This is a genomic window from Saccharibacillus sp. WB 17 (assembly GCF_008634075.2).
Lineage (GTDB): Bacteria > Bacillota > Bacilli > Paenibacillales > Paenibacillaceae > Saccharibacillus > Saccharibacillus brassicae.
The window spans coordinates 166836-192591 of record NZ_VPFK02000020.1 but is presented as its reverse complement, the minus strand read 5'-3'; the positions used below and the strand labels follow the sequence as shown (position 1 = coordinate 192591).

Genomic DNA, 25756 nt, shown 5'->3' with positions numbered 1-25756 from the left:
CAGACCCATTATGGATAGTCATCTGGATCGCGTGCCCGGCGGATATTTCTCGATCTCCGAATCGGGATTCGTGCAATCGGTCAATCGGAATTTTCTCGATATGCTCGGCCTGGGCAGCGCCGAAGAACTGGTCGGACAGCACCTCGAATCGGTCCTGTCCATCACCAACAAAATGTTTTTCCATACGTACTTCTACCCGCAGATCCAGCTCTACGGCCGGGTGGACGAAATGTACTTTTCTTTCCGCGCGGCGGACAAACAGAAAGTGCCGGTCCTGCTCAATGCCATGCGCCGGGAACAGGGCGGCGAAGTGACGATCGACTGTATCGCGCTGCTTATGCGCAAGCGTCTGGAATACGAGAAAGACACGCTGCGCAGCAAGCGCGAGCTCGAAGACCTGTACACGGAGACCCGCGCGCTGAACGGCCGGCTGGAGACGCTGCACGCCGAATACGAGCGGAAGCAGCAGGAACTGATGGAGATGAACGATCGCCTGGAGACGCTGGCTTCGACCGATCCGCTGACGGGTCTGCACAACCGGCGCTTTTTCCAGTCGTGTCTGCGCAGCGAATGGACCGGCAGCCTGAACGGCGGCGGCTCCCTGTCCCTGTTGATCCTCGATATCGACCATTTCAAAAAAATTAACGACACGTACGGGCATCCGGTCGGCGACTTCGTGCTGACCGAGCTTGCCCGCCTGCTGCGCGAACAATCGGGTCCGCAGGACATATGCGCCCGGTTCGGCGGCGAAGAATTCGTCGTGCTGCTGCCCGGCCGGGGCCGCTCCGAAGCGGTCGCCGCGGCGGAGCATATTCGCGGCCTGATCGAAGCCACGGCTTTCGGCCCGCATCGCATTACGGTCAGCATCGGCGTCGAGACGACAGCGGCCGGCTCGGCGGAATCCGGTTCGGCGGAAGACGGCGAGACCGAAGATTCGCTGCTGGACCGGGCCGACCTGGCGCTGTACGCCTCCAAGACCGGCGGCCGCAACCGGGTGACGCATGCCCGGGACCTGCCGCCGGGCGCGTGACAGGGCAGTCTTCGACCGCTGTCCGATCGAAGACGGAGCTTGCGACTCTCCCTGCACGAACAGTCTTTTCTTTGATTCAAGAAATTTTCGTGTACGAACCCGATTCCCGCATACCGAGGAGCCGATGCGCATGGAGAACTGGAACCGACCGGCCTGGAGCCGGTTGACCGCTGAAGAGAAGACGCGGCAGATGGACCTGCTGCGTACAAGACTGCCCGAAGGGTTTGAATGGATCGGCCTCGAAACCTTCGAGCGATTCGGCCTATCGACGGAGACCGGCCTGTTTGCGTGCGAGGACACGGAGTTTGTGTTCGTGCCCGGCGATACGGTGACGCTCGGTTGGGACGCGGTGCCGGACACGGCGAAGCCGCTTTCCGGCACGCACCGGCAGATGCTGCATCTGCTGCAGGAGTTCGGCGTGCCGCCGGAAGAGACCGAAGCGCAGATACGGGCCTGGGTATCGCCCGTGCGCCGGACGGAGATTCGTCCGATGCTGGTCGAACGCCGCTGCGTGTCCGCGGCGTGGAACGAATGGCCGATTGGGGAGTTGGACCCGGCGGAAGACGCCGACATGCTGGAAGCCGTCGAAGCTTTCCGGCAGTCCGCGCACAGCAGCCTTGAATCGGATCAAGCTTATCTGCTTGAACGCGAACACGATTCGATCCGGCTGTATGCGTTCGACGACAGCGAACATTTCGAAGAATGGTCCGCCGGCAATATCGGCGCCGGCTTCGACCTTCCGAACGAAGACGAATGGGAATATCTGTACGGATCGGGCAGCCGGACGTTTTTCCCGTGGGGCGACGATATCGACCCGTCGATGCGGCTGCGGCATCTGCATTCCGCCGCTTCCGGCGCGTACGACCTGGAACGGCCGAACGGATTCGGCCTGTGCTTTCCGGGCGATCCGTACAAAAAAGAGCTGGTGCGCACGCCGGGCGGATGGACGGGCAAAGGCGGGGACGGCGGCTCGAACATCCACGGCGGATTCGGCCCGTTCGCGTCTTACCTGCCGACCGGAACTTTTTTCCGCGATCCGTTCGAACGTGAGCTGGACTGGAACGAATGGCTGAGCTCCCTCGTGTTCCGGCGGATCGTCAGGCTATAGCTGGCGCGCCGGATCGCGACAAAAAAAGACCGTCCGAGCTTCGCGAAACGCGAAGTTCGGACGGTCTTTCCTTTGCTTTTTTCCGAAGACAAGGCCGTATCAATAAGCTTGCAGCCCTGCCGGGTCCGGGTTAGCTGCGGGCTGACACCGCGGGAATATCGGCCTGTCTGCCGGCTTCTTCATCGCGCGCCGTGCCGAGTTCCTGTTCGTTCTGATGAAGTTCTTTGAGCATATTCCGGTAAATGTACGCTTCTTGACGGTTCAGCCCGTCGCGGTTCTCTTTCAAAATCCAGTTCTCCATGGTCTTTTTCAGAATCTCGCTTTTGCGTTCCAATACTTCCGTATAACTCATTGATCTTCATCCTTTCGCGCTTGGATTTCCGACGCCGCATGAATGCCTGAACATCTCATCCGACGTAACGTTTATCATTATACGGGAAAGGGGAAGCAGACCCAACGCGGCTCTGCCGGACTGACGCAGGCCGAGAACTTCTGACCCGCGCGGAGGGACATTCAGCCTGCCCGTCCGTACAAGTGCGGCCGAATGCTCCCTATTGCGGCCGATCCCGGACGTGCGGAACGTTGTTCGCCTTACGACTGCCCTGCTTCCGCCTGCTCCAACTCGCGCATCAATTTCATGATCTGCCGCGTCGTATTGACGTTGCGCACCGTCATCCGCGCGTACAGGGCGGAGCCGACCAGCTTGTTCATGCCGCTGCGCCCGGCGTCGGCCCGGTCGACCGCGAACAGCACCGCGCGCGGGGCGAACCGCAGCTCCCCTACGCCCGGCGTAAGCGGCAGAGCGGCCGGAAGCGAGTCCTCGTCAACCTCGTCCCAGAGAAAAAACACGTCGCTTTTCATCTCGCCGTCGTTGCTCCACGTCTCGGGCAGCACGTCGAAGATCGCCTGCATCTCTTCCAGACTGTGGATCAGCACGCGGATACGCAGCCCGAAGACGGATTCGATTACCGTTTCCAGCAGCGGTCCCAATTCCGCCTGCGGCCGATCGGCGTCGGCGAACACGATATTGCCGGAATTGATATACGTCTTGACGCGCCGCATGCCGGCCGACTCGAACGCGGCCTGCAGCTCTTTCATGTTCACCTTATTGTTGCCGCCTACGTTGATTCCGCGCAGCAGGGCTGTATAGATCATGGCGTTCTCTCCTTTTGGATTCATCTTACCGCTTGCGAAGTTTTTTGGGCAGTCTGAAAAAGAAAAAAAGCCCGCTGCAATCGCGGGCTGTCGAAAAATCGGTGTGATTAAGCGGGCATCCGTTCGCCGGAGAGACGGGTGCGCGCGGCCGGTGCGCCGACCAGCGGCAGATCGGCCGGAGCTTCGTCGTGCGAATCCGCTACCAGTTCGTTCAGGCCGACGATCAGCCCTTCCAGTTCCCGGAAGCTGGCTACCATCTGGCGGGTGAGGTTCCGCTGTTCTTCCATGCCCGCCAAAATTTCTTCCGAAGCGGCGCTGGACTGCTCGGTCAGGCTCGAAATTTCCGTCACTTCGCCGACGACGCGGCTGGACGAATCTTTCATGATTACGGAGCTGCTCTGCATGTTCGAAGCCTGCAGCAGCACTTCCCGCGAACTGTCGTTGATCGTCCGGAACGCTTCTTCCGCCGTATGCACCACTTCGCGGCCTTCTTCAAGCGAAAGCTGCATGCGGTCGAACCGATCGGTCAGCTCGCGCGTGCGGCCCTGCAGTTTGGACAGAATCGAAGCGATGTCTGTCGCCGATTTGCCGGAGTGCTCGGCCAGCTTGCGCACTTCGTCGGACACGACGGCAAAGCCTTTGCCGTGTTCGCCCGCGCGCGCCGCTTCGATCGCGGCGTTGAGCGCCAGCAGGTTCGTCTGCCGGGCAATGTCCGAAATACCGTTCAGGATCTCGGTCATCGATTCGCTTTCCTTGTTGAAGTTCTGCATGTCGGCGGCTGTCGTCTTCATCGCCTCGTACAGGTCGTCCATCTGCGTGTTGAGCAGGTCCATCTTCGAACTGCCGATTTCCGTGCTGCCGGCCATATCCGACGAGATGCCTTTCATCTGCTGCGAATACGAAGCCACGTCCTGGATATGCCCGTCCGTCATCGCCAGCGATTCGGAAATTTCCGCGACGTTTGCCGCCTGCAGCTCGACGCCGCGCGCCACTTCGCCGAAGCCGAGCGTGATCTCGTCGGAGACCGAGACGGTGTCGTTGACTTTGCGCTTCAATTCTTCCGTATATTCGGTCAGCCCTTCCACCGATTCGCGTACGCGATTCAGCATGGACTCGACGCGCACCTGCGATTTCTCCACTTCTTCCCGGCGCTTCTCGCTGCTCAGGAACAGCTTCTTGTTGACGCTCGACAGCGTGATCAGAATGATGCCGGCTACCGCGAACATGCTCAGGTTGACGAGATCGTTGAACAGCACCGTCGTATCCGCCGCGGGCTTGAGCAGCATGTGCACGACGTAATACGCAAGCACGACGCCAAACGAGATATTATAGTGCCTGACATTCGGATACAGCAGCAGCGGCAGCAGAATCAGGATGCCCTGAATGATGCTGATTTGCTCCAGACTGATTACGATCGCGCTGAGAATAACCCATGCGGTCACGACCCACGGAACGATGCGAATTCCTTTTTTGAAAATGTTGGCCAGCGTAACCCCGATCGGCAAAATCATCGAGACCAGAACGACCGTCAAAAATTCCGGCACGACAATCGCCAGCGTCGCGCTGATCGAGAGAATTGCCCACATCATGTAGCTCACTAATTTGTTGCGTTTCCAGAGGATAACATCTTTACGATCCATTCCCGACCCCGTCCTTTTCGTTGTTTCATGTTGCGGTGCATCCCGTTGATGTAGAACGCTGTCGGTGAACGGCATTTCTTAATCGCACGCTTGTACGTACCGCTTTATAGATATCGGACAAAGCAGGCAAGAGATTAAGCGATATTTTTATTTTTTTAGGCTCTATTTTCTGTTTCAAAATCGATTTAGCCCTCTATTGCGTTAAGGCACTGTAATGCTATAGTAAGAGAGCCTATTAACAGGGGAATTACAGACTTTTGACATCGGGCGCGTACGGTAAATCTTTTTGAGAGGGGTTCGTAGACGGCGTCGGCCGGCAAGCATTGACTCAAAAAGAACGATGATCGACAAGGAGGCACACGCCCATGATTCGCATGAAAACCCTCGTATCCACCTCGCTCCTCGCTATTTTGCTCACCGCATCGATTCCGCACGCCCGCGGCGCCGCTCCCGTTTCCAAAACGGATATTCAAGGCACCTGGGCAGAAAACCAAATCTCCAATTGGATCGACCGGGGATACGTCACCGGGTACGACGACGGCAGCTTCAAGCCGGACAATACGATCTCCCGCGCCGAGTTCGTCGCCCTGATCAACCGTTCGTACGGCTTCACCGAAACGACGCCGATCGCTTTCCGTGACATTCCCGCTTCCGGCTGGATACATGAAGAAGTAGCCAAAGCGGTCAAAGCGGGTTACGTCACCGGCTATTCGAACGGCACGTTCGGCGCGAACAAACCGATCAGCCGGCAGGAAGCCGCGGTGGTCGTCACCCGGCTGTTGAAGCTCGAAGACGCGGACAGTCCGCCTATCGGCTTGGCCGACGCCGGTTCGATCGACGCCTGGGCCCGCGATTCCGTCGCCACGGTCGTCGCCAACGGCATCATCCGCGGCTATACCGCGCAGAGCGGATTCAAGCCCCGTCAGCCTCTGACACGCGCGGAAGCGGTCGTCGTCTTGTACCGCTCCGTTGTCGTAAAAGAAAGCCTGGCCGATTCGCCGACCACGCCTCCCGGCCCGACGATCCCTGTCGAACCTCCGATGCCGACCGCTCCGCCCCTGCCTCCGACCCCGATTCCTTCCGTGCCGAACCCGAACCCTGCGCCGCCGATCTTGCCCGAACCGACTTTCCCGTCGTCGCCTTCGACGCCTTCGACGCCTTCGACGCCTTCGACGCCGCCCGTTATCGACCGAACGGCTCCTGCGCTGTCCGGCGTCAAGACGGGACTTCTCCCGCTCGGGGATAACGTGCAGGCCGTCAGCAGCGAGACAGGGACGTTGTACCTCGTTCCCGTGACGACAACGGCTTCGCTCGCGAACTTGAACGAAGCCGTCGAAGCCCGGCTCGGCGTGAAAACGTCCGCAGCCGCCGGTACAAACGCGAGCCTTCCGACCGGAAGCTTGGCCCTCGGCCGATACGCCGTATACGCGGTGGACGCTTCCGGCAACGTCTCGGCGGCTTCCGACGAGATCATCCTCGGCCAAAAGCAGTTGGCCGTCGCGGGGCCGACAGGTCTGAGCGCGCCCAAAAGCTATGACGGCACGGCTTCGGCGTCCGTAACGGTCGGTGCGCTGATCGGCGTCATCGGAACCGATGCGGTGACCGTCACCGCTTCGGCCGCTTACGACGACGCTTCGGTCGGCGCCGGCAAAACGGTCACGGTGACCTACGCGTTAAGCGGAGCCGATGCGGGGCGTTACGCCGCTCCGGTGCCTTATCGCACCGACAAGGGCATCATCGCTCCCGCCCCGCTGAAGATCGACAAGCCGAATGTGTCGGTCGTCGAGTCTTCCGCCGGAAACTCGGAGATCCGGGTGACGGCCGGCGCTCTGGCCGGAACGATTGCGGGCGAGACGGTCACGGTGAGCGCGGAAGCGCTCTACGACCTTTCCGCCGCCGGCAAAGCAAGACCGCTTGCGATCGTGTACAACATAGCGGGAGCCGACGCGGCCAACTACGCCGCGCCCGCTGCGGACACCGGCTATGTCGTCTATGTCCAATCGCACCCGGACATGGGCACGATCCTCGACGTGATCGCCGCGTCCAAAATGTACGACGGCAGCCCATTGACCGACGTCTGGGCCGGGTCCCGCGCAGGCGGGCCGGGCGGAGGCGGCATCTATCCGGGCGACGACGCGACCGTCGTAGGGCAGGGCACTTACGCCGATGCGCAGGTCGGAACCGGCAAAACGCTCACCGTCTCGTACACGGTGAGCGGCGTGGATGGTCCCAACTATGATCCCCCGGCTTCTTTCGTTCTCGATTCGGGCGCCATTACCGCGCGGCCGTTAACGATTTCCGCGCCCGTCTTGACGGCCAAGCCGTACGACGGCACGCTGACGGCCGTCGTCGCGCCGGGCACGTTGACGAACGTGGTCGCCGGAGACGAAGTATTCGTCCAAGCGTCCGCCACTTACGCCGATCCGCAGGTCGGAACCGGCAAAGCGGTCACCGTCGTCTACACGCTGAGCGGCAAAGACGCCGGCAATTACGCAGCCCCGGCCAGCCTGACCGTAAATACGGGCGAAATTTTGCCCGGAGCCTGATCTCTGCGGCAAGCGTAGCGCTTCGCCCGCCCGCCGTACGACGCACGACCGCACATCGCACATCGCACATCGCAAAACGCACATCGCAAAACGCACATCGCAAAACGCACATCGCAAAACGCACATCGCAAAACGCCGTCCCCTGCCGGGACGGCGTTTTTCGTGTGCGTTCTGCGGCGCGGCTCCGCTGCGCGATTGCAGCGACCGCGGCCATTTCTCCGCTGCGCCAAGGCGGCCGCTAGCTGCGCCATTTCGCCCCCTATAACCGTTACGCGCCGCTGACTCCGGTCAGCTTCACGGACAGCTCCCACAACCGCTCCGCTTCCTGCGGATCGACCGCGTACGCCTTCACGCCGACGCGCTCGCCGCTCGCCGGCACCGGTTCGGCAATATCGCAGTCTTCGCAGTAGACGCCGCCTTTGCCTTCGAGCTGCGGCGAAGTCGCGGCCCAGACCTGGGTCGCCGCGCCTTGTTCCGGCGTTTTGAAGCCCGGATTGATGCCGTTGCCGTCTTCGTCGACCCATTGCAGCGCGACCATCTCTTCCCGGCTGAGGTGGCGCTGAAGCGGCGTCAGGATACCGCCCGGATGGGCCGCGAACGCACGCACGCCCTGCCGCGCGCCGCGCCGGTCCAGTTCAACCGCGAACAGCGAATTGGCCGTTTTGGATTGGCCGTACGCTTCGAACTTGTGGTAATTGCCTTCGAAGTTCACATTGTCCCAACGAATCGGCGAGAAATGGTGGCCGGTCGACGAAGTCGCCACGACCCGCGCGCCTTCGCCTGCCGTCAGCAGCGGCCACAGCCGGTTGATCAGCGCGAAATGGCCCAGATGATTCGTCGCGAACTGCAGCTCCCACCCCGGACCGACCCGCGTCTCCGGACTCGCCATTACACCGGCGTTCAAGATCGCCAGATCGATACTGCGGCCGTCTGCCAGCATGCGGTCCGCAAAAGCTTCGACGCTGTCCAGATCCGACAGATCGAGGCGGTCCACTTCCACGTTCTCGACGCCTTCCAGCGCTTCCCGGGCGGCTTCCGGCCGGCGGGCCGGCACGATGACCCGCGCTCCGGCGCGTACGAGCGCTCGGGTCGTTTCGAGGCCGAGACCCGAATAACCGCCCGTGACGAGCGCCAGTTTGCCCGACAGGTCGATCCCGCGCAGCACTTCTTCCGCCGTGCTTCGCAGACCGAAGCCCGAGTTCAATTTGTGCTGCGGCGTCTGCACATACAGCTGTTCCATAGTGAATCTCTCCTTTTCGTTTGGCTGTCTCCGAACGTTGCTTCGTTCACTGTACACCTTGGAGTTCACTCTAAGTCAAGTGCGCTGCGTCAATCGCCGGGCCGGGGCGGCTTGCGCTCAATCGGTGTCCGCCAATTGGATGTCTTCTCCCCGAAGCTGCCGCATCCGAATATTGTCCGTTCCCCATGCACACATCACTTCGACGATCCGGTTGGCGGTTACGCCGTATTCGGTCAGGCGGTACTCTACCCGGGGCGGCATCTGCTCGTAGGCTTTGCGCTCGACCAGGCCGTCCTGCTCCAACTCGCGCAGCTGTTGAATCAACACTTTTTCCGAGATGCCCGGAATGCCGCGGCGCAGCTCGCCCGTTCGCTTCACGCCGGTCATGAGCAGACAAATCAGCAGCGCTTTCCATTTGCCGCCGATGATCTCAAGCGTGGCTTCGATGCCCTGGTTATAGGTTTTCATGATCGCTTCCCTTTCCGTTTCGGTAACTGCGCAGGTGCTAAAAGCCTATTTTGACACAACAATTTGTCCGCGTACAGTACGCACTTCCAGGTAAGCTTCTTACTTCATTGTGCGTATTTGCGCGGGAAGCCATTCGGTGCATAATAAGCCGGAGATCGTGGGACGCAAGCTCTGCGATCCTTACAAAAGCACGCAAAAGGAGAATCAATCATGCCGCGTACACTCGTTATTTTGGCTCACCCGAATCTGGAATCGTCCCGCGTCAACCGACGCTGGCAGCAGGAACTTCTGCTTCATCCCCGGCAGATCGAAGTGCACGACCTGTATGCCGAATATCCCGACGGACGAATCGACGTTCGCCGGGAACAGGAGCACCTGGAGCGGCACGACCGCGTCATTTTGCAATTTCCGCTCTACTGGTACAGCTATCCTCCGCTTTTGAAAAAATGGTTCGACGACGTGTTCGCGCACGGCTGGGCTTACGGATCGGGCGTCGACCGGCTTCGGGGCAAAAGATTCGGCACCGCGATTTCGATCGGCGACAAGCGGCTGAACTATTCGCCGGGCGGCGGCGTTTCGTTTACGGTCGACGAGATTCTGGCCCCGTTCAAGGCGAGCCTTCGCCACGTCGGCGCGGTCGAGCTGCCCGGCTTCGCGCTGTTCGGCGCTTCGTTTCAGGCGAGCGACGAGGAAGTGGAACGCAGCGCGCAGGCCTATATCCGGCACGTATTGGGCTAGACGCCTCCGGCTTTTTTCGGAAAACGGACTTTGACCCCTGCTATAAAAAAAGGTCAAAGTCCGTCTTGTAAAAGAGATTCGGAAAAAAGCATCCCAAAGGAGAACCCCATGTCCACACAACGCAAGATTCTGTTAACCGCCGCCCTGCTGTATGCGTGCGCCATCATTTATTTCATGTTTTTCGCTTTCGGTCGAGTCGATAATGCCGCGAACGGCGATCGCTATACGTTTATTTTCGCGCCCGGCAATTTCTTCAAGCTTCCGGACCCTGCCGACCTGATCCATCCTTCCGTGATGGACCTCGTCAGCGTGGGCAATATCGCCGCGTTTATTCCTGCCGGCCTGCTCGCTCCGCGGCTTCGCCCGCTCTCTTTCGCTCGGTTCCTGATCGGGTTCCTGCTGTCCATTCTCGTGCTGGAGACCGTGCAGGCGCTCACTTTTTTGGGCAGTTTCGATATGTACGACGTGCTCAAAAATACGTTGGGCGCGGCGATCGGCTTCGGGGCGCACAAGATGGGACGCCGCGCTCCGACCGCCTGGCGCCGCTTGTTCGTGACGGGCGCGTCGATCGCCGCGATGCTGATCGTCGTATGGGGAATCGGCAGCGGCATCGACAAAGCGTCGACCAAACATCCCGGTCCGCCGACCGCTTTGAACGAGTGGCAGGACAGTGACGGGCAGGCGTCGGCCGGAATGCCGCCTTACGCTTTCGAAATCGGCGGCCGCACGATTACGCCCCAATTCCGCGTGTACGATGCCGGCGACGAGGAAGTCCGGACGTATCGGTACAAGTTAACGGGCCAAGAACTCTGGTTCGCTTTGCAGTACGGAATTCCCGATGAATCGGAGTTTCACGGCCGTATAAGCCTTTCCGTCGACGGACATGAAATTTTCTACAGTTCCGACCAGGATCAGCCGCATGAACCTTCCTCGTTCAAGTGGTATTTCGACCAAGCGCACGAGCTGACGCTGACGATCGAGGGGCAGCAAAAAGCCTGGGACATCACCTATCAGGAAATGCGCTATTTTTGGGAATAAGAAGCCTGCGTGTCACTTCGATTCAGCGCTGCGCTCCCCGATCACCTGCTCGGTGCCCAGCAGAATCAAGTTCAACCCGAAGTCGAAAGCGCCGGACGTTCCCATGACCTCGAACATCCCGCTTTTGTACAGCCGGCGAAACAGTCCCGCTTCCGATTCGCCCATCGTATCGAGCAGCCCGTCGATCTGCCCTTTCGGTTCCGGCGCGCCTTCTTCCGCAAGCGCCGCTATGTTCCGCCGATGCTGATCGTTGTCCAGCACGAAATAATAGACATAGTTGGCCAGCGTCAGGATGACCTGGAATTTCTCTTCTTCCGCGAGCGGCGTCTCCTCGACGCAGAACAGCATCCGGTTCGTGAAGCGGATCGTGTCCGGTTCGTGCGGCAGCGTCATCATCATGAGCTGCGCCGAGCACGGGTACCGGCCGAGCACGCTTCGCATCGTGAGCGCAAGTCCGGTCAGCTGTTTTTTCCAGTCTCCGCCCGGCTCGAATTCGTCCACGATCGTTTTGGAGATTTGATTGGCCATTCGCTGGTACAGATCCTGTTTGCTTTTAAAATGCCAATAGATGGACGGAGCCTGGATGCCCAGGCGTTCGGCCAGTTTGCGCATGCTGAATTTTTCGATCTCGCCCCCGCGCAAAAGTTCCCAGGAAGCTTCCAAAATTTTGTCTTCCGAAATTTGCGGCTGCTGCTTTTTCATTCCGTTCCGCCTTTCTGCGTCCATTTTCATCTAACACTGTAAGTTTGTTGTTTACAATCCTGTATCCCCATGATATCATCTAACACTGTAAGGTACAAACTAACGCCGTTAGATTGTTTCTCGCCGGTTAGATTTTCCCCAAATACACGAAGAGAGTTGGGATCGTCATGGATGCAGAAAACCTCCATTATTTTGAAAAAGCACCGATCACGAAAGCCGTTGCGCACTTTGCCGTACCGATGATGCTCGGCATGTCCATGAGCGTCATCTATTCGATCCTGAACGCCTATTTCCTCGGCACGCTGCACGACACGGCGATGCTGACCGCGCTTGCGCTGACACTGCCCTTATTTGCACTGATCATGGCGCTGGGCAACCTGATCGGCATGGGCGCAGGTACGTTTATCTCCCGCCTGCTCGGCGAGAAAAAGTACGACCAGATCAAGCACGTCTCCGCGTTCGCCGTTTACGGCAGCCTGCTGCTCGGACTGATCGTGATCGCTGTCGGTCTTCCGCTGATCGATCCGATCGTGCACGGTCTGGGCGCGACGCCCGGTTCTTTTGGCTTCACCAAAGACTACGTCACGGTCATGCTGATCGGCGCGCCGGTCGTCGTGCTCTGTTTTACGCTGGAAAATATCGTGCGCTCGGAAGGCGCCGCCGTCACTTCCATGGTCGGCATGATCCTGAGCGTCATCGTGAATATCACGCTCGACGCGCTGGCCGTCTTCGTGCTGCATGCCGGCGTTATCGGCGTGGCGTCCGCGACCGTCGTCGCCAACCTGGTTGCATGCGTGTTCTACCTGTTCCATATGGGAGTCAAAAGCCCGTTTCTGACGATCTCCGTCAAATGGTTCAAAGCGACGCGGGAAATCGTCGGCAATGTGCTGAAAATCGGCATTCCGGTCTTTATCATGAGCGTGTTTCTGGGAGCCATGTCGCTGCTGCTGAATCATTTCCTGATCGAATACGGCGACCGGGCGACCGCGGCTTACGGCCTCTCGTCGCGCCTATTGCAGTTCCCCGAGTTTATCCTGATGGGGCTGTGCGAAGGCGTCGTGCCCCTGATCGCGTTCTCGTTCACCGCCAACCGGCTGCGCATGAAGCAGGCGATCGGCTTCACCGTCAAAGCGATCGCCCTGCTGGCCGCGCTGTTCGGCCTCGTCGTCTATCTGACGTCCGATCACCTGATCGGCTGGTTCACCCGCGATCCGCAGCTGATCGAGATGGGCAGCTACATCCTCCGGGTGACGTTCCTGTCGCTGTTCGTCTCGGGAGCGACCGCCCTGTTCACGGGCATCTTCCAGGCGACCGGCCAGGGAACCGCCGCGCTGGTCATGTCCGTCATTCAGGGCGTCACGCTCATTCCCGTACTGTTCGTCGCGAACGCCGCATACGGCTTCCACGGTGTAGTCTGGTCGCTCGTGATCGCGGACGTCGTCGCTTTTGCCGTCGGCGGCATCCTGCTGTGGATGCTGCGCGGCAGGCTGCAGCCGGAGCTGGATTTCGCCGGGTAAACCGGGGCCGGGAGTGAGGGAAGGTGGGAAGGTGGCGGAATTTGCGGAGCGATGGCGGTAGCGGTAGCGGGAGCCCTACTCTAACGAACCCTCATCCCGCTATTTGCCTCCCAGGCCGCTTTTCTCCAAATTCAACGAATCGTCATCACGCTATTTGCTCCAAAACGGCTCAAACCGACCGGATCACGGCCAATAAGGCTATGACGATTCGTTAGATTTTCAAAAAAGCGAAAAAGCGGCAAATAGCCATCATACGGTTCGTTACGCGCCAAAACAGGCCGGCTTGTCCATCGACAAGCCGGCCTGTTCCATGTCCATACCTTCCAAGCAGGCGCCTACGCCAGGCAACCCAGCGTGCAGCTTATCCATCAGCTTGTCCATCGCCGGCCAATGAACCGATACGCCGCCCAAGTGGGCCGCTGCCCAAGCAAGCCGCTCCTGCTCAGGGCCGACTGCGCCGCGTCTTCCTCCGTGTCCGCTTGCCAGAAGCAATCGCGCCGCCTGTTCCCCGCTCGAAGTATCTCAGCACAATCAGCAGCATCTCGCAGAGCGCTTTCCACAGCGTGACCAGAATGATCAAAGCAGCGCCGCCCATCATCAAACCCAGGATCCAGCCGGGTTTCTCGCCTACCCGATAAAAATCGTCCTGCCGAAAAACCGTGCCCAGAACCGGATGCGCCAAAGCGAAATGCTCCCCGAATCGATAAGAAGCGTACAAAATAGGCAGCGTGCCCGCATAGAACAAGGTGCGGATCAGTTCTACAGCCGACTTGCGCCCGAATTCGAAAAACTTGTCTTTCATGCTTCACTTTCCTTCCGAATGATTTTTGGCGGACGGCGCTTGCTTCTGCGTCATCAAATCTCAGATCCAATTCCGAACCTCAAACATATAATGCAATTCTTTTAATTTTTCAAAAGAATTCTCATCCATCTCACAAACAACCAAAATCAATGGACGGTTTTCTTCAGGAATTTTGGCTTGGATTCTCGCATGAATATCAAACCCGTCTTTTAGAACCTTATAAAAGAATGCATTGAAAGGTTTTGGAATATAACCAAGCCTCAATTTTTCCCTATGATCTAACACGACTTCTACAGCTTCTCTATCCTTCTCATTTGACGCATCCCACTGCACGCTGATTGGATCATCGATATGGTAATCCTGTACTTCATCTTTAGTATGAGACCAACCTGCAATATCAACATTCAGTAAAGCAACATTAGAGTTGGATGCATAGATAATAGGCGCAATAAAAGAGATTTGGTCAGTTGCAAGTCGTCCTTGTGTAATGCACAAGTATTCCCATTCAACGTTTGAAGAATTAATTTTGTGGCTTTTTAAAAATCTTTTAAAATCATTTCGATCGGTATTAGGAATTCTTCTTTCGAATGAAGAAAAAAGTTTATTGCTTTGATAAATGGTCTCGACGTCGCTCAAGCCCACAAAAGGTACGAATCCTTCTTTGACTGCTTGTTTATAAATTTCGTGGTTGTAATAAAAGAAATATTGCTCATCCTTTAATTCAAGCGTTCCTACTGCATAATTCGCTTTATTCCTTGGACTTTTCCAAACTAGCAGTAATTTATGATAAGTATGTTTTTCCGGCATATTAGAGCTCCTTTAAGATAAGATCTCTCCTCTTCTTTAGAACAGTAGAGACAAACCTTTTTCTTACTTCGTCCATTACAAGGGTCGGTACCTGATTCACTATCGACTCTATCTGACTATCCGTCAATATCTTCAAGTCTTTTATGTAGGTTACGATCTGGGGATTTATACTTTTTACATTTTTAAACAGTTCAAAGGCATTTAGCTTTTCAACTTTTTCTGAGTTTCCCCATTTAATTAAAGAAGATGCTTTTCGCCCAAATAAATAGGAATTAAACATTTTAGAATCTTTAAACATAAGCTCTACCTTACGCAAAGGCAGCTCTCTCCCTAAACTTGAAGAGTTATCGTATAGAGGGGCCATTCTCACCTCTTTGGTAAGTTCGTTTCTAATCATCCCAAAATTATCTTGGTGACGATCTGTATTGCCGACTAAAGTATCAAAAATGATCATTCTGTGCAAATACTCCAACTCTCCATACTGTAAAAAAAGACGCTCAAGCAAATCATAGCTGTAAACCTCGGTTTCTCCTCGCAAAGTCTTTCTATCGTAGCTCGGATCGATCTCCATGATCATATCCGCGCCTTCGATCAGACTTTCTTTTTCTTCAATCAAAAACGATGTACATAATGCTCCGTAAAGCTCTTTTCCTTCAAGCTTTCCTGTATTAATACCATAATAATTTATAGATTCTTCACTTAATTCTAAGCGAGCTATATTACACTCATGTATATCTAACCCTATAGTTTTTCCCAATTCCGAACAAATCTTTTCTGACCACATTTCTCCTGTATGCTCTCCGGCAATTTTCCAATTATCATTAGTAAGAGAAACCGGCAGCTTAAAAAGATGGAGCTTTCTAGTTTGAGGATTTCTGTACCAACGTTTTTCCTTTGATCCGGAAACATAGATTTCTTCATTCTCCCAAGAAGAGATATCAATAATCGGGTACATGGTAGAGTTCTCCTAAACGTTTAGTCTAAATCTATCATCGTTCTCTTCACTATAATCCAATTCCATACAATTCATACAGGTAGTCAAGTCTCCAATAATTAACGTCTCTTCAGGATAATTGATTTGAGTTCCTTTACAATTATTTTAACATAACAACTTTGAATTAGGAACAAACGTTCTGATCCTCATACAAAAAACTCGCGTTGGACGCGGGTTTATCTTTTTATCTTATCTAATTGTAAAACCAAACCATTTTAAATCTCTTTCGCGCTTTTGCACGTGCCGTTTTCCTTCAATTCTAGTTTTCAGGCTACCCGTATCATGACGAAAAAAACGACCTCGTTTTCTGCTCTCCTGCAGATCGCGAGGTCGTGTTCGGCTTTACGGCTGCGAATCTTCTGTAGTCACAAGCTTCAAAGGTGCCGGAATGGAGGCCTCCACTTCCTTGCCTTGAAGCACGTCGCGCGCGGCGTTCACGGCCAGTTGGCCGATCAGATCCGGCTGCTGGGCCACGGTCGCGGTCAGTTTGCCGTTCCGGATCGAGGTCAGCGCATCGTCGTTTCCGTCGAAGCCGACGACCGGAATATCTTTGCCCGAGCTTTGGATGGCTTCGATCGCGCCGAGCGCCATTTCGTCGTTATGCGCGAATACGGCCTGCACGCCCGGATTGCCTTGCAGCAGATTTTCCATGACGGTCAGTCCTTTGGTACGGTCGAAATCGGCTGCCTGACTGGCGATCACGTCGAGCTGCACATCGGCAATCTCGTGGAAGCCGCGTCCCCGTTCACGGGTCGCGGACGCGCCCGGCACGCCTTGCAGCTCGATCACTTTAGCACCTTTGCCAAGCTGCTGCACCAGATACTCGGCCGCCATTTGCCCGCCTTTGGCATTGTCGGAGGCGACAAGGGCCTTCACGTCGCCTTGATCGGCGGAACGGTCAAGCGCGATAACCGGAATATCCAGCACGTTGGCTGCCTGCACCGCGGAAGAGATCGCGGCCGAGTCGGTCGGATTCACCAGCAGCGCGTTCACGCCCTGCTGCAGCAGATCGTCTACGTCGTTGCTTTGTTTGGCCGAATCGTTTTGCGCATCGACGACGATCACTTCGATCCCCAGCTTTTGCGCTTCCGCCGTTACGCCGTCTTTGAGCGAGACGAAGAACGGATTGTTCAAGGTCGAGATCGACAATCCGATTTTGATCTTGCCGGAGTCGGATGCCTGATTGGTTCTGGCCCATGCCGGCGGCTGCATGGAGCAGCCGCCGAGCATCAAGACAACCAGTAAAGCGACGAGCGTAGTCGTTAATTTTTTCATAAGGCCACCTTCTTTCTGTTTTAAGCCGACCGCTTGCGGTCGATCAGTACGGCAATCAGGATCACGACGCCTTTGACCACCATCTGGAAAAACGAGGAGACGCCGAGCAGATTCAAACCGTTGTTCAGCGTGGCGATAATCAGCGCGCCGATCAGCGTACCGACGATCCATCCGCGTCCGCCCGTCAGGCTGGTTCCGCCCAGTACGACCGCCGCGATCGCATCCAGTTCGTACGATTGTCCGGCCGTAGGCTGCGCGGAATTCAGACGGGACATCAGGATGGCGCCCGCCAAGGCGGACAGCAGACCGGCCAGGCTGTAGATCATGATCTTGACGCGGTGTACTTTAATGCCCGATACGATGGCCGCTTTTTCGTTGCCGCCGATCGCGTACGTTTTGCGGCCGAAAGCCGTTTTATGCAAAATCGTCCAGAGGATCGCGAATACGATCATCATGGTGATCGCCGGAACCGGAATCCCCAAGAAATAACCGCGGCCGAACAATTGGAACGAGAGATCGTCGCCCAGACCCGTGATCGGATTTCCGTTGGTGTAGACGAGCGTCAAGCCCCGGAAAACGGTCATCGTGGCAAGCGTCGCGATAAACGGAGCCATTTTGCCTTTTGTGATCAACAGGCCGTTCACCGCCCCCATGATCGCGCCGGCGATACAGCCGATCAGAATCGCGAAGATCGGATCGACGCCGGCCAGCATCAGATTGGCTACGAACGCGCTGGATAAGGCCAGGATCGATCCGACCGAAAGGTCGATGCCGCCGGTCAAAATGACGAAGGTCATGCCGAACGCGATCAGCGCGTTAATCGCCACCTGGCGAAACAGATTCAAAATATTAAGCGGTTCCAAAAATGCCGGGTTCAATATCGACACGATCACAACCAAAATGATAAACCCGAGCAATGGACCGAGTTTTTGCGTAACCTCCGATAATTTGAAGCGTTTGCCGGAGTCGGCTGCGGAAGCTGATTTTTGCATCTTATTGTCCTCCTGTCGCTAAAGTCATAATATTTTCCTGCGTCGCTTCGCTGCCCGCAAGCTCGCCGCCGATATGGCCTTCATGCACCACGATGATCCGATCGCTCATGCCCAGTACCTCGGGAAGCTCGGAGGACACCATAATGATCGCCACGCCGCGGTCCGTCAGCTCGTTGATCAACTGATAGATTTCACGCTTGGCGCCCACGTCCACACCGCGCGTCGGTTCGTCGAGAATAAGCAGACTCGGTCCGATGCCGATCCATTTGGCGATGACGACCTTTTGTTGGTTGCCTCCCGACAGGCTGCTGGCCGGCGTCTCGGCAGACTGCGTTTTGACCTGCAATCGCTTGATCAGCGTATCCACGAACTCGCGCTCTTTGCGCGATGAGATAAAGCCTTTGGACGTAAAACTGAACAGGTTCGGCAGCGCCATGTTTTCGCGAATCGAGAAGTCGAGCACAAGACCTTCGTCTTTGCGGTCTTCGGTAATGAAGCCGATTCCATGCCGTACTGCGTCTTCCGGGCGGCGGATATTGATCTTTTTGCCCCGCAGTACGATCTGGCCGCCGTCGAGCTTGTCGAGACCGAAGATCGCCCGCATGATTTCCGTGCGCCCCGCGCCCATCAGACCCGAAAAGCCGACGACTTCCCCGGCCCGGACGTTGAAGCTGATATTTTCGAACAATCCGCGTCGCGTCGCGTTTTTCACTTCCAGTATGACGTCGCCGGGCTTCGGATTCCGCTTCGGATAACGCTCGGTCAGTTCGCGTCCGACCATCTTGCGAACGACTTCGTCAAAGTTCGTCGCCGGGATCTCTTGCGTATCCACCGTAATGCCGTCGCGCATCACGGTGATCCGGTCGCAGATCGCGAAGATCTCTTCCATTCGGTGCGAAATGTATACGACGGACACGCCTTCGGCTCTCAGCGAACGAATGATTTCGAACAGCTTGACGATCTCGCGTTCGGTCAATGCCGCTGTCGGCTCGTCCATGATGATGACTTTGGCCTCCGTCATCAACGCTTTGGCAATTTCGATCATCTGCTGCTGTCCGACCGAACAAGCACCGGCTTCCTTGTTCAGCGGCAGGTCGACGGACAAGCGCTGAAGCTGCTCACGGGCAAGGCGTTTCATTTTTCGCGTATCCAGCAGTCCGTACGGCAGGTTCAGTTCCCGGCCTATAAACAGATTCTCGAGCACGCTCATTTCCGGCCAAATATTCAGTTCTTGGTGAATAAACGTGATGCCGTGTTTTTCGGCTTCGCCGGGATTCGGGAAATATGTTTCTTTTCCGTCGACCGTAATATGGCCTTCGTCCAGCGCGTGCAGCCCAACCAAGATATTCATCAATGTTGATTTGCCCGCGCCGTTCTCGCCCATCAGCGCATGCACTTCGCCTGCCCTGAGTTCGAAATCGACACCTTTCAATACCTGGTTCGTACCGAAAGCTTTATGAATGCCCTGCATTTCGATATGCATGCGGCTTCCTCCTATTCTTCGTTTCCAAAACAAACGCCGGCGTATAAAATACAGTTGGCATAAGGCTTGGCTTCGCCGGTACGGATAATGGCTTTGGCGCCCGCGGTCAGCTTCTTGAACGTTTCGTGACGGCATGATTCGATCGACGATGCTTCAAAAGTCTCGTGCATGAACGCGTAAGCCGCTTCGTTTTGCCCGATCATCTCTTCTGCGATCATGACGTTCTCGATCTCCATATCGGCAGCCACCATTTCAACCACCTGCTCGAAACCGGGAACGCCGTAGGTCAACGCCAGGTCGATCTTGGGCACGCCCGGCGGCACCGGAAGGCCGAGGTCGGCGATGACGATATAATCGGTATGCCCCAGATCAGACAAGACTTTGGAGATATGACTGTTCAGTATGCCGTGTTTTTTCATGCCAGCGCCTCCTCCACTTCGGCACGCTTCGGCATGCCGCCCTGCGCCCCGAAGCGCGTGACGGACAACGAAGCTGCACGATTGGCGAAGCGCAAGCTGTCTGCGATACTTTTCCCTTCGGCCAAAGCGACCGCAAATGCCGCATTGAACGTATCGCCCGCCCCCGTCGTATCGACGGCTTTGACCGGATAAGAAGGCACGACCGCTTCTTCTTGTCCGTCGAAATAACGGGCGCCGCGGCTTCCTTCCGTCACGATCAGGCGATTCGGATATTTCCGCAAACTTTCGCCGAGCTCCGCTCCGTCGAACAACAGGCTCGCTTCGTGCTCGTTCGGGGTCAAATAGGCGCTGTTGTCGATGACTTCCGCTTCCACAGGGCGAGCAGGCGCGGGATTCAGCAGCAAAGGAACGCCGGACTGCTTGCAAATGCGGCTGACCAGCAGCACGGTCTCGGCCGGAATCTCCTGCTGAATCAGTACGATGTCGGCCTGTTCGATCACTGCGCGCGCTTTCTCCACATATTCGGGCGTTACGTGGCGGTTGGCCGCTTCGACGACGATGATGCTGTTATCGCCTTCCGCCAAAATGATATGCGCTGTTCCGCTTTCACAATGTGTAACCGGTTCCACATTGTCTGTACAAACCCCGTTTTGTTTCAGATTGTCCAAAATGGTCTGCCCCAGCGAATCGTCGCCGACCCGTCCGATCATGGAAACGTCCGCGCCCAGCCTTGCCGCGGCTACCGCCTGGTTGGCTCCTTTTCCGCCCGGTACCGTTTTGAAGCTTTCTCCAAGCACCGTCTCCCCGGCCCCCGGCCGTCTGGAAGACGTCACGACCAGATCCATCGAACAACTTCCGACCACGACGACGCGCGGCTGTTTTTTCGTATATGCGCTCATGCTTATTCCCGCCTTTTTTCTGGATTTTTTCGTGTACTGCCCCGCTCGACAAACTCGACCGGCATCTGGATATTTTGCTGCTCCACCGGTTGTCCTTCGATCAATCGGATCATTAACTCTGCCGCTTTGTAGCCCATATCGTAAGCGGGTTGGCGGATCGTCGACAGCGGCGGGGACAACAGTCCGATCAGCGGAATATCGTCAAAGCCGATAATCTGCACTTCTTCCGGTACCTTTTTCCCTAATCGGAGCGCTTCGTGCAGTACGGCGATCGCCGCCATATCGTTGCTGGCGATTACCCCGTCCGTATCGGGAAAAGCAGCGAACAGCTCTTTCGCTTTTTCCTCCGCCTCTGTCAGCGCAAACGACGCGGTCCGAATCACTTCGAAGGCAATTCCCGTATCCTGAAGCACTTCGACGGCTCCCTGAAAACGATCCTGCGCCGGACGGATATGCGCCGGGCCTTGAAGTACGGCGATTCGGCGGCTGCCCCGCTTGATGATCTGCTGCGCAGCGATCCGGCCGCCTTCCCGACCGTCCGCGTACACGGCCGGACGGTCGCTGGAGATCCGATCCAAAAAGACGACCGGTATATTCAAACGGCGATACGATTCCATGCCCGGAAAATTGGTGGACGAGATAATGCCGACCGCGTTATTTTGCACAAAAGTCTGGATATAATCGTGTTCTTTTTGTTCGCTCTCGTCGCTATTGCCGAAGATCAGACGGAATCCGCTCTCCTGCATCCGGTCTTCCACGCCTCGGGCAAGCTGCGGGAAATACGGGTTCGTAATATCCGGCAGCAGCAATCCGATCAATTTCGATTTGCGCTTGTACAGGGAACGGGCCACCTCGTTGGGCGTATAATTCAGCTCTTGAATTGCCTTTTCCACCATACGGCGCGTATCTTCGTGCACATAACCAGTTTCGTTGAGTACCCGCGATACGGTAGCGACCGATACACCTACGTGTTTTGCGACATCTTTTATCGTGACCATACTTTTCACCTCGAATGAGTAACCGGTTACACATAAAATATCACACCTTTAAACCGCTTTCAAGATTTATCGAATTTATTTACACCTTGTGGGTATAATTCCGTTCCAAGACCGAAATTCCGTACGTGCCGTCGCCACCGGATGATCCCCCGTACGAGATCCAGTCGCTCCGGCTTCCGGCATACCATTCGGCCCCAGAAGCGGATCGTATGTGCGTCGGTGCAGGAGACGACTGCGTGTGAAGCGAGTTCTTTTTCATATAAAAATCAGGCGTTGGTGTCGGTCATGGCCGGAAGATGGATCTCTTTGACGCAGGCGGCCGGGGATAAACCGATCAGGCAGCTTGCCAAATCGATCACGTCCTGCAACGGAATACGAGTCCCTCCATAAGCCTCCAATGCGCGTTCCCGCCCCTCTGCATACGGAATCTCGGCAGCCAACTCGCCCGGATTGATGCAGGTGACGGCGATCCGGTCCTGACGCAAATGCTCGCGCAGCGCTTCACCGATGCCGCGGATCGCGAATTTCGAAGCGACGAAGGTTACTTGGGCATTGTTCGCGTTGCTCAATCCCGCCGTCGAGCCGATCAGGATGATCTTGCCGGAATCGGCCCGACGCAGATTCGGCAGAAGGCCCTGCAGGCATACGATCGCGGAAGTGATATTGGTCTGAATCATGCGGCTGATATGCTCGGATTCGTCTCGATCGAACGTGTAGTGATCTTCGAAACCTTCCCTCTCCCAGATTCCCAAATTGTATACGACCACGTCCAGCCGCGCTTGTTGAATATGCCCGAAAATAATAGGGGCGGCGTCCGCTTCGGACAGGTCGGCCGGAATCCAGATTCGTTCGACGCCGTCTTGCAGCTCAAGGCTGGATGGACGGCTCCGCGATACCAACCACATGGTATCCCCCGCCTTGGGCAAGCCTCTTGCAAAAGCATCTCCGAGTCCTTGGCTGGCTCCGAAGATGAGGTGACTTTTCATGATCGATTCTCTCCTTATATGCGCTTTTTGATGTGTTTGTGCCGTTCGATTAATATCCGTTCACTTAGTAAGCATATGACACCCGCTAGAAATTGTAATGAAGATTTCATTAAAAGCGGAAAAGCGGATACTGAATCAGCAAGCGGCGACCAAATACCGCAGCACCGGAATCGGAATGATCGTTATGCAGGAAATTGTAGTCGCAGCGATGAACATACAAAAAAGCCCGCGTCCGCCGCGGGCTTCCTTTTCAAACCCAACCCTATCCTTTCAAACCAACTTAAACTTCTTCCCCCGTCGCGATCGGATTGTCGCCGTACGAGATCCAATCGCTCCAGCTTCCGGCATACAGCCGCACGCTCTTGAAGCCGGCCTGTTCCAGTGCCAGCACATTCGGGCAGGCGCTTACACCGGAGCCGCAGTACACGACGATCTCGGCGTCCCGGTCGATGCCTTCGAAGTGCTGCGCCAGCTCCTCCGCGTTCTTGTACGTGCCGTCTTCCTTCAATAGATCTTTCCAGAAGAAGTTGACGGCTCCCGGGATATGGCCGCCGACCTGATCCATCGTCTCGTTCTGGCCGAGGTAGCGGTCGTGCGCGCGGGAATCGATCAGGACAGGGGTGAAAAAGACCCGCGGATCGACGGCGGCCGGAATCTCGATATCCTGCACCGGCACTTCGCTGCGCTCGGCCGCCATTTCTTCGTGTACGCTCTCGACGATCCGTTCGGCCTTGAGCGTGCCGACGATGCGCTGCACTTCGTTCACGTCGGTCAGCAGATGATGCTGCACGTTCGGCGTGAACGTCGCGGGCACGCGGACGGCCTGCTTGTCGTCGACCGGGAAACCGGCCTGCTGCCACTGCGAGAATCCGCCGTCCAGCACGGTCACGTTCTCGTGTCCGAGCCAGCGCAGCATCCACCACAGCCGTGCCGCATTCATGCCGCCTTCGTCGTCGTAAGCGACGACGCGCGTGTCGTTGCCGATGCCGAGCTTCGCGAGTCTCGCCGCGAAATCTTCCGGTTCCGGCAGCGGATGGCGCCCTCCGTGATCGCCGGCCGGTGCGGACAGATCCTGCTTGAGATCCAGATGCACGGCTCCCGGAATATGTTCCTGTTCGTACGCGGCCCGCCCCGCTTCGGGTTGTCCGAGCGTAAAGCGGCAGTCCACGATCGTCTGCTCCGGCTCGTAGAGTCTCGCCAGCAGCCATTTGTTCGATACGATATTTTGCATATTGATGGTCTCCTCTCCACAGGCAGCGCTTTTTTACTCAGAATAGCACCTTGCCGGTATGAAAGCCAACGCCAACATGAAAGCCAACGTCAAATCGAGCTGGGAAAATTTGTCCGAAGTTTGTCGATTTAATTAACCCAAACGTGGTGCTGCATGGTTACGAAAGGTTATGGTATAGTAACAAGTAATACATTCAGGGAGGAGGCAGCAGACTTGGGAAGGCGCTGAACCACAACTTTTCGTTGATCACCGTTTCTTGGACCTGTCTCTTTCGAACGGAATTCACACGAAAGAGGCGAGTCTGTCGTTAAAATTTCACTGGAGGTGAATCCCTCGTACGAGGGAACTTATTGGACCTAATGACAATCGTCAATTTATTGATTCTGGCCGTCCTGCTCGCGCTCACCGCATTCTTCGTCGCTTCGGAGTTCGCGGTCGTCAAGGTACGCATCTCGAGGCTCGACCAACTGATCACGGCGGGCAACAAAAAAGCCGTCAAGGCTAAAAAAGTGGCCCAGGACCTCGACTACTACCTGTCCGCGTGCCAGCTCGGCATCACCGTTACGGCGCTCGGACTCGGCGCGATCGGCAAACCGGCCGTCGAGCTGCTGCTGTACCCGGTCTTCGACTGGCTCAACGTCTCGGCTTCCGCTTCGTCGGTCGCTTCGTACGCTATCGCCTTTTTCCTCGTGACGTTCCTGCACGTGGTCGTGGGCGAGATGGCGCCGAAGACGCTGGCGATCCAGTTTGCCGAGAAGATGACGCTGCTGCTGGCCCCGTCGCTGTACGTCTTCGGCCGGGTCATGTATCCGTTCATCTGGTCGCTTAACGGAACGTCCCGCCTGCTGCTGCGCGCTTTCGGCGTCAAGCCGTCCGGCCACGAGGAGATTTACTCCGAGGACGAACTGAAGATCATCATGACGCAGAGCTATCAGGGCGGCGAGATCAATGAAACGAAGCTGTCCTACATGGAAAACGTCTTTTCGTTCGACGAGCGCGTGGCGCGCGACATCATGGTGCCGCGGACGCAGCTCGTGACGATCGACAAGGATATGGAATACGCGGAATTGATTGCGGTTCTCGACGAGAACAACTACACCCGGTACCCGGTGACCGAAGACGGCAGCAAAGACCGGATCATCGGCGTCGTCAACGCCAAAAAGATGCTTCCGCACATTATCGCCGGACGCGCGCGCAGGCTCGAAGAGTTTATCCGCCGCATCCCGAACGTATCGGAAGCGACGTCGATCCAGGAAACGATGCTCAAGATGCAGCAGGAACGTATGCACATCGCGCTCGTCGTCGACGAATACGGCGGCACCGCGGGCGTCGTCACGATGGAAGACGTCATGGAAGAGCTGGTCGGCGAGATCCGGGACGAGTTCGACGCGGACGAGATCTCCGAGATCCGCCAGTCCGGCGAACGCGAATACGTGATCAGCGGACGGGTGCTGCTCGACGAGCTGGAGAAGCGCTTCGGCGTAACGTTCGACGAACGCAGCGACACCGACACGATCGGCGGCTGGATCCAGCACCGCAAAGGCACGTCGGCCGCCGAAGGCGAGAAGCTGATCGACAACGATCATGTGTGGACCATCACGGAAAAAGACGACCTGCAAATCAAACGGGTACGGCTGAACTATACCGAACAGTAAAGTTTTCGCCGGTCAGGCTTGTTCCGGCAGCGC

24 protein-coding genes are annotated in these 25756 nt (G+C 56.6%); 7 read left to right on the top strand and 17 right to left on the bottom strand.

What is annotated here, in order from left to right:
* Nucleotides 1-10: 10 nt before the first annotated feature.
* Nucleotides 11-1030, top strand: a complete 1020-nt coding sequence (locus FTE24_RS10230; protein ID WP_150233252.1) for a sensor domain-containing diguanylate cyclase — start codon at nt 11-13, stop codon at nt 1028-1030.
* Between the two features lie 130 nt (nt 1031-1160).
* On the top strand, nt 1161-2138 hold the full coding sequence (locus tag FTE24_RS10225) for a formylglycine-generating enzyme family protein (protein WP_150233250.1): 978 nt from the start codon (nt 1161-1163) through the stop codon (nt 2136-2138).
* 130 nt (nt 2139-2268) lie between these two features.
* Here the strand turns inward: FTE24_RS10225 and FTE24_RS10220 are convergent, their stop codons facing one another.
* From FTE24_RS10220 to FTE24_RS10210, 3 genes are all read right to left on the bottom strand, one after another.
* A complete protein-coding gene (locus FTE24_RS10220) occupies nt 2269-2490 on the bottom strand; it encodes a hypothetical protein (RefSeq protein ID WP_150233248.1) in 222 nt (73 codons plus the stop codon).
* 239 nt (nt 2491-2729) lie between these two features.
* Nucleotides 2730-3293 carry a DUF1697 domain-containing protein gene (locus FTE24_RS10215; protein WP_150233246.1) on the bottom strand — a complete coding sequence of 188 codons (564 nt, stop codon included), beginning with the start codon at nt 3291-3293 and terminating at the stop codon, nt 2730-2732.
* Nucleotides 3294-3400: 107 nt separating this feature from the next.
* Nucleotides 3401-4933: a methyl-accepting chemotaxis protein gene (locus FTE24_RS10210; protein WP_160441719.1), complete on the bottom strand. Its 1533-nt coding sequence runs from the start codon at nt 4931-4933 to the stop codon at nt 3401-3403.
* A 365-nt stretch (nt 4934-5298) separates the two neighbouring features.
* Here FTE24_RS10210 and FTE24_RS10205 point away from each other — a divergent pair, with 365 nt between their 5' ends.
* Nucleotides 5299-7479 carry a YDG domain-containing protein gene (locus FTE24_RS10205; protein WP_150233241.1) on the top strand — a complete coding sequence of 727 codons (2181 nt, stop codon included), beginning with the start codon at nt 5299-5301 and terminating at the stop codon, nt 7477-7479.
* A gap of 268 nt (nt 7480-7747) precedes the next feature.
* Here FTE24_RS10205 and FTE24_RS10200 read toward each other — a convergent pair whose 3' ends face one another.
* A complete protein-coding gene (locus FTE24_RS10200; protein ID WP_150233239.1) occupies nt 7748-8719 on the bottom strand; it encodes an SDR family NAD(P)-dependent oxidoreductase in 972 nt (323 codons plus the stop codon).
* 117 nt (nt 8720-8836) lie between these two features.
* Nucleotides 8837-9190 carry a winged helix-turn-helix transcriptional regulator gene (locus tag FTE24_RS10195; protein ID WP_415663193.1) on the bottom strand — a complete coding sequence of 118 codons (354 nt, stop codon included), beginning with the start codon at nt 9188-9190 and terminating at the stop codon, nt 8837-8839.
* A 207-nt stretch (nt 9191-9397) separates the two neighbouring features.
* Here FTE24_RS10195 and FTE24_RS10190 point away from each other — a divergent pair, with 207 nt between their 5' ends.
* Entirely contained in the window at nt 9398-9925 is a 528-nt protein-coding gene (locus FTE24_RS10190) for an NAD(P)H-dependent oxidoreductase (RefSeq protein WP_150233235.1), read from the top strand.
* 108 nt (nt 9926-10033) lie between these two features.
* Nucleotides 10034-10963: a VanZ family protein gene (locus FTE24_RS10185; RefSeq protein WP_150233234.1), complete on the top strand. Its 930-nt coding sequence runs from the start codon at nt 10034-10036 to the stop codon at nt 10961-10963.
* Nucleotides 10964-10975: 12 nt separating this feature from the next.
* Here FTE24_RS10185 and FTE24_RS10180 read toward each other — a convergent pair whose 3' ends face one another.
* Nucleotides 10976-11665 carry a TetR/AcrR family transcriptional regulator gene (locus FTE24_RS10180; RefSeq protein WP_150233232.1) on the bottom strand — a complete coding sequence of 230 codons (690 nt, stop codon included), beginning with the start codon at nt 11663-11665 and terminating at the stop codon, nt 10976-10978.
* A gap of 167 nt (nt 11666-11832) precedes the next feature.
* On the opposite strand from FTE24_RS10180, the gene FTE24_RS10175 reads away from it, so the two are divergent.
* On the top strand, nt 11833-13182 hold the full coding sequence (locus tag FTE24_RS10175; protein ID WP_150233230.1) for an MATE family efflux transporter: 1350 nt from the start codon (nt 11833-11835) through the stop codon (nt 13180-13182).
* Nucleotides 13183-13624: 442 nt separating this feature from the next.
* Here FTE24_RS10175 and FTE24_RS10170 read toward each other — a convergent pair whose 3' ends face one another.
* From FTE24_RS10170 to FTE24_RS10120, 11 genes are all read right to left on the bottom strand, one after another.
* Entirely contained in the window at nt 13625-13984 is a 360-nt protein-coding gene (locus FTE24_RS10170; RefSeq protein ID WP_150233227.1) for a hypothetical protein, read from the bottom strand.
* Between the two features lie 60 nt (nt 13985-14044).
* Nucleotides 14045-14791, bottom strand: coding sequence for an HIRAN domain-containing protein (locus FTE24_RS10165; protein ID WP_150233225.1), 747 nt, complete (start codon nt 14789-14791; stop codon nt 14045-14047).
* Nucleotide 14792: 1 nt separating this feature from the next.
* On the bottom strand, nt 14793-15746 hold the full coding sequence (locus FTE24_RS10160; RefSeq protein WP_150233223.1) for a HipA domain-containing protein: 954 nt from the start codon (nt 15744-15746) through the stop codon (nt 14793-14795).
* A 381-nt stretch (nt 15747-16127) separates the two neighbouring features.
* Nucleotides 16128-17060, bottom strand: a complete 933-nt coding sequence (gene rbsB / locus FTE24_RS10155) for a ribose ABC transporter substrate-binding protein RbsB (RefSeq protein WP_150233221.1) — start codon at nt 17058-17060, stop codon at nt 16128-16130.
* 20 nt (nt 17061-17080) lie between these two features.
* Nucleotides 17081-18052, bottom strand: coding sequence for a ribose ABC transporter permease RbsC (gene rbsC / locus FTE24_RS10150; protein WP_141446644.1), 972 nt, complete (start codon nt 18050-18052; stop codon nt 17081-17083).
* A 1-nt stretch (nt 18053) separates the two neighbouring features.
* Entirely contained in the window at nt 18054-19535 is a 1482-nt protein-coding gene (locus FTE24_RS10145) for a sugar ABC transporter ATP-binding protein (RefSeq protein ID WP_150233219.1), read from the bottom strand.
* Nucleotides 19536-19546: 11 nt separating this feature from the next.
* Complete coding sequence (gene rbsD / locus FTE24_RS10140; RefSeq protein ID WP_150233217.1) at nt 19547-19954, bottom strand: D-ribose pyranase; 408 nt, start codon at nt 19952-19954, stop codon at nt 19547-19549.
* The gene (rbsK, locus tag FTE24_RS10135; protein ID WP_150233215.1) at nt 19951-20853 is read right to left on the bottom strand and encodes a ribokinase; all 903 of its coding nucleotides are present in this window, start codon (nt 20851-20853) and stop codon (nt 19951-19953) included. Before rbsK ends, rbsD begins: the two co-directional genes overlap by 4 nt.
* 2 nt (nt 20854-20855) lie before the next feature.
* The gene (locus FTE24_RS10130) at nt 20856-21851 is read right to left on the bottom strand and encodes a LacI family DNA-binding transcriptional regulator (protein ID WP_150233213.1); all 996 of its coding nucleotides are present in this window, start codon (nt 21849-21851) and stop codon (nt 20856-20858) included.
* Between the two features lie 266 nt (nt 21852-22117).
* Nucleotides 22118-22837, bottom strand: a complete 720-nt coding sequence (locus FTE24_RS10125) for an SDR family NAD(P)-dependent oxidoreductase (protein ID WP_150233211.1) — start codon at nt 22835-22837, stop codon at nt 22118-22120.
* Nucleotides 22838-23117: 280 nt separating this feature from the next.
* A complete protein-coding gene (locus tag FTE24_RS10120; RefSeq protein ID WP_150233209.1) occupies nt 23118-24068 on the bottom strand; it encodes a sulfurtransferase in 951 nt (316 codons plus the stop codon).
* A 350-nt stretch (nt 24069-24418) separates the two neighbouring features.
* Between FTE24_RS10120 and FTE24_RS10115 the strand changes: the two genes are divergently transcribed.
* Nucleotides 24419-25723, top strand: a complete 1305-nt coding sequence (locus FTE24_RS10115; protein ID WP_141446656.1) for a hemolysin family protein — start codon at nt 24419-24421, stop codon at nt 25721-25723.
* Nucleotides 25724-25756 lie beyond the last annotated feature (33 nt).

Excerpts from the sequence above, each read along its gene's own strand:
- FTE24_RS10230 (WP_150233252.1), top strand. The coding sequence starts at position 11 with ATGGATAGTCATCTGGATCGCGTGCCCGGCGGATATTTCTCGATCTCC.
- FTE24_RS10225 (WP_150233250.1), top strand. The coding sequence starts at position 1,161 with ATGGAGAACTGGAACCGACCGGCCTGGAGCCGGTTGACCGCTGAAGAG.
- FTE24_RS10220 (WP_150233248.1), bottom strand. The coding sequence starts at position 2,490 with ATGAGTTATACGGAAGTATTGGAACGCAAAAGCGAGATTCTGAAAAAG.
- FTE24_RS10215 (WP_150233246.1), bottom strand. The coding sequence starts at position 3,293 with ATGATCTATACAGCCCTGCTGCGCGGAATCAACGTAGGCGGCAACAAT.
- FTE24_RS10210 (WP_160441719.1), bottom strand. The coding sequence starts at position 4,933 with ATGGATCGTAAAGATGTTATCCTCTGGAAACGCAACAAATTAGTGAGC.
- FTE24_RS10205 (WP_150233241.1), top strand. The coding sequence starts at position 5,299 with ATGATTCGCATGAAAACCCTCGTATCCACCTCGCTCCTCGCTATTTTG.
- FTE24_RS10200 (WP_150233239.1), bottom strand. The coding sequence starts at position 8,719 with ATGGAACAGCTGTATGTGCAGACGCCGCAGCACAAATTGAACTCGGGC.
- FTE24_RS10190 (WP_150233235.1), top strand. The coding sequence starts at position 9,398 with ATGCCGCGTACACTCGTTATTTTGGCTCACCCGAATCTGGAATCGTCC.
- FTE24_RS10185 (WP_150233234.1), top strand. The coding sequence starts at position 10,034 with ATGTCCACACAACGCAAGATTCTGTTAACCGCCGCCCTGCTGTATGCG.
- FTE24_RS10180 (WP_150233232.1), bottom strand. The coding sequence starts at position 11,665 with ATGAAAAAGCAGCAGCCGCAAATTTCGGAAGACAAAATTTTGGAAGCT.
- FTE24_RS10175 (WP_150233230.1), top strand. The coding sequence starts at position 11,833 with ATGGATGCAGAAAACCTCCATTATTTTGAAAAAGCACCGATCACGAAA.
- FTE24_RS10170 (WP_150233227.1), bottom strand. The coding sequence starts at position 13,984 with ATGAAAGACAAGTTTTTCGAATTCGGGCGCAAGTCGGCTGTAGAACTG.
- FTE24_RS10165 (WP_150233225.1), bottom strand. The coding sequence starts at position 14,791 with ATGCCGGAAAAACATACTTATCATAAATTACTGCTAGTTTGGAAAAGT.
- FTE24_RS10160 (WP_150233223.1), bottom strand. The coding sequence starts at position 15,746 with ATGTACCCGATTATTGATATCTCTTCTTGGGAGAATGAAGAAATCTAT.
- rbsB (WP_150233221.1), bottom strand. The coding sequence starts at position 17,060 with ATGAAAAAATTAACGACTACGCTCGTCGCTTTACTGGTTGTCTTGATG.
- rbsC (WP_141446644.1), bottom strand. The coding sequence starts at position 18,052 with ATGCAAAAATCAGCTTCCGCAGCCGACTCCGGCAAACGCTTCAAATTA.
- FTE24_RS10145 (WP_150233219.1), bottom strand. The coding sequence starts at position 19,535 with ATGCATATCGAAATGCAGGGCATTCATAAAGCTTTCGGTACGAACCAG.
- rbsD (WP_150233217.1), bottom strand. The coding sequence starts at position 19,954 with ATGAAAAAACACGGCATACTGAACAGTCATATCTCCAAAGTCTTGTCT.
- rbsK (WP_150233215.1), bottom strand. The coding sequence starts at position 20,853 with ATGAGCGCATATACGAAAAAACAGCCGCGCGTCGTCGTGGTCGGAAGT.
- FTE24_RS10130 (WP_150233213.1), bottom strand. The coding sequence starts at position 21,851 with ATGGTCACGATAAAAGATGTCGCAAAACACGTAGGTGTATCGGTCGCT.
- FTE24_RS10125 (WP_150233211.1), bottom strand. The coding sequence starts at position 22,837 with ATGAAAAGTCACCTCATCTTCGGAGCCAGCCAAGGACTCGGAGATGCT.
- FTE24_RS10120 (WP_150233209.1), bottom strand. The coding sequence starts at position 24,068 with ATGCAAAATATCGTATCGAACAAATGGCTGCTGGCGAGACTCTACGAG.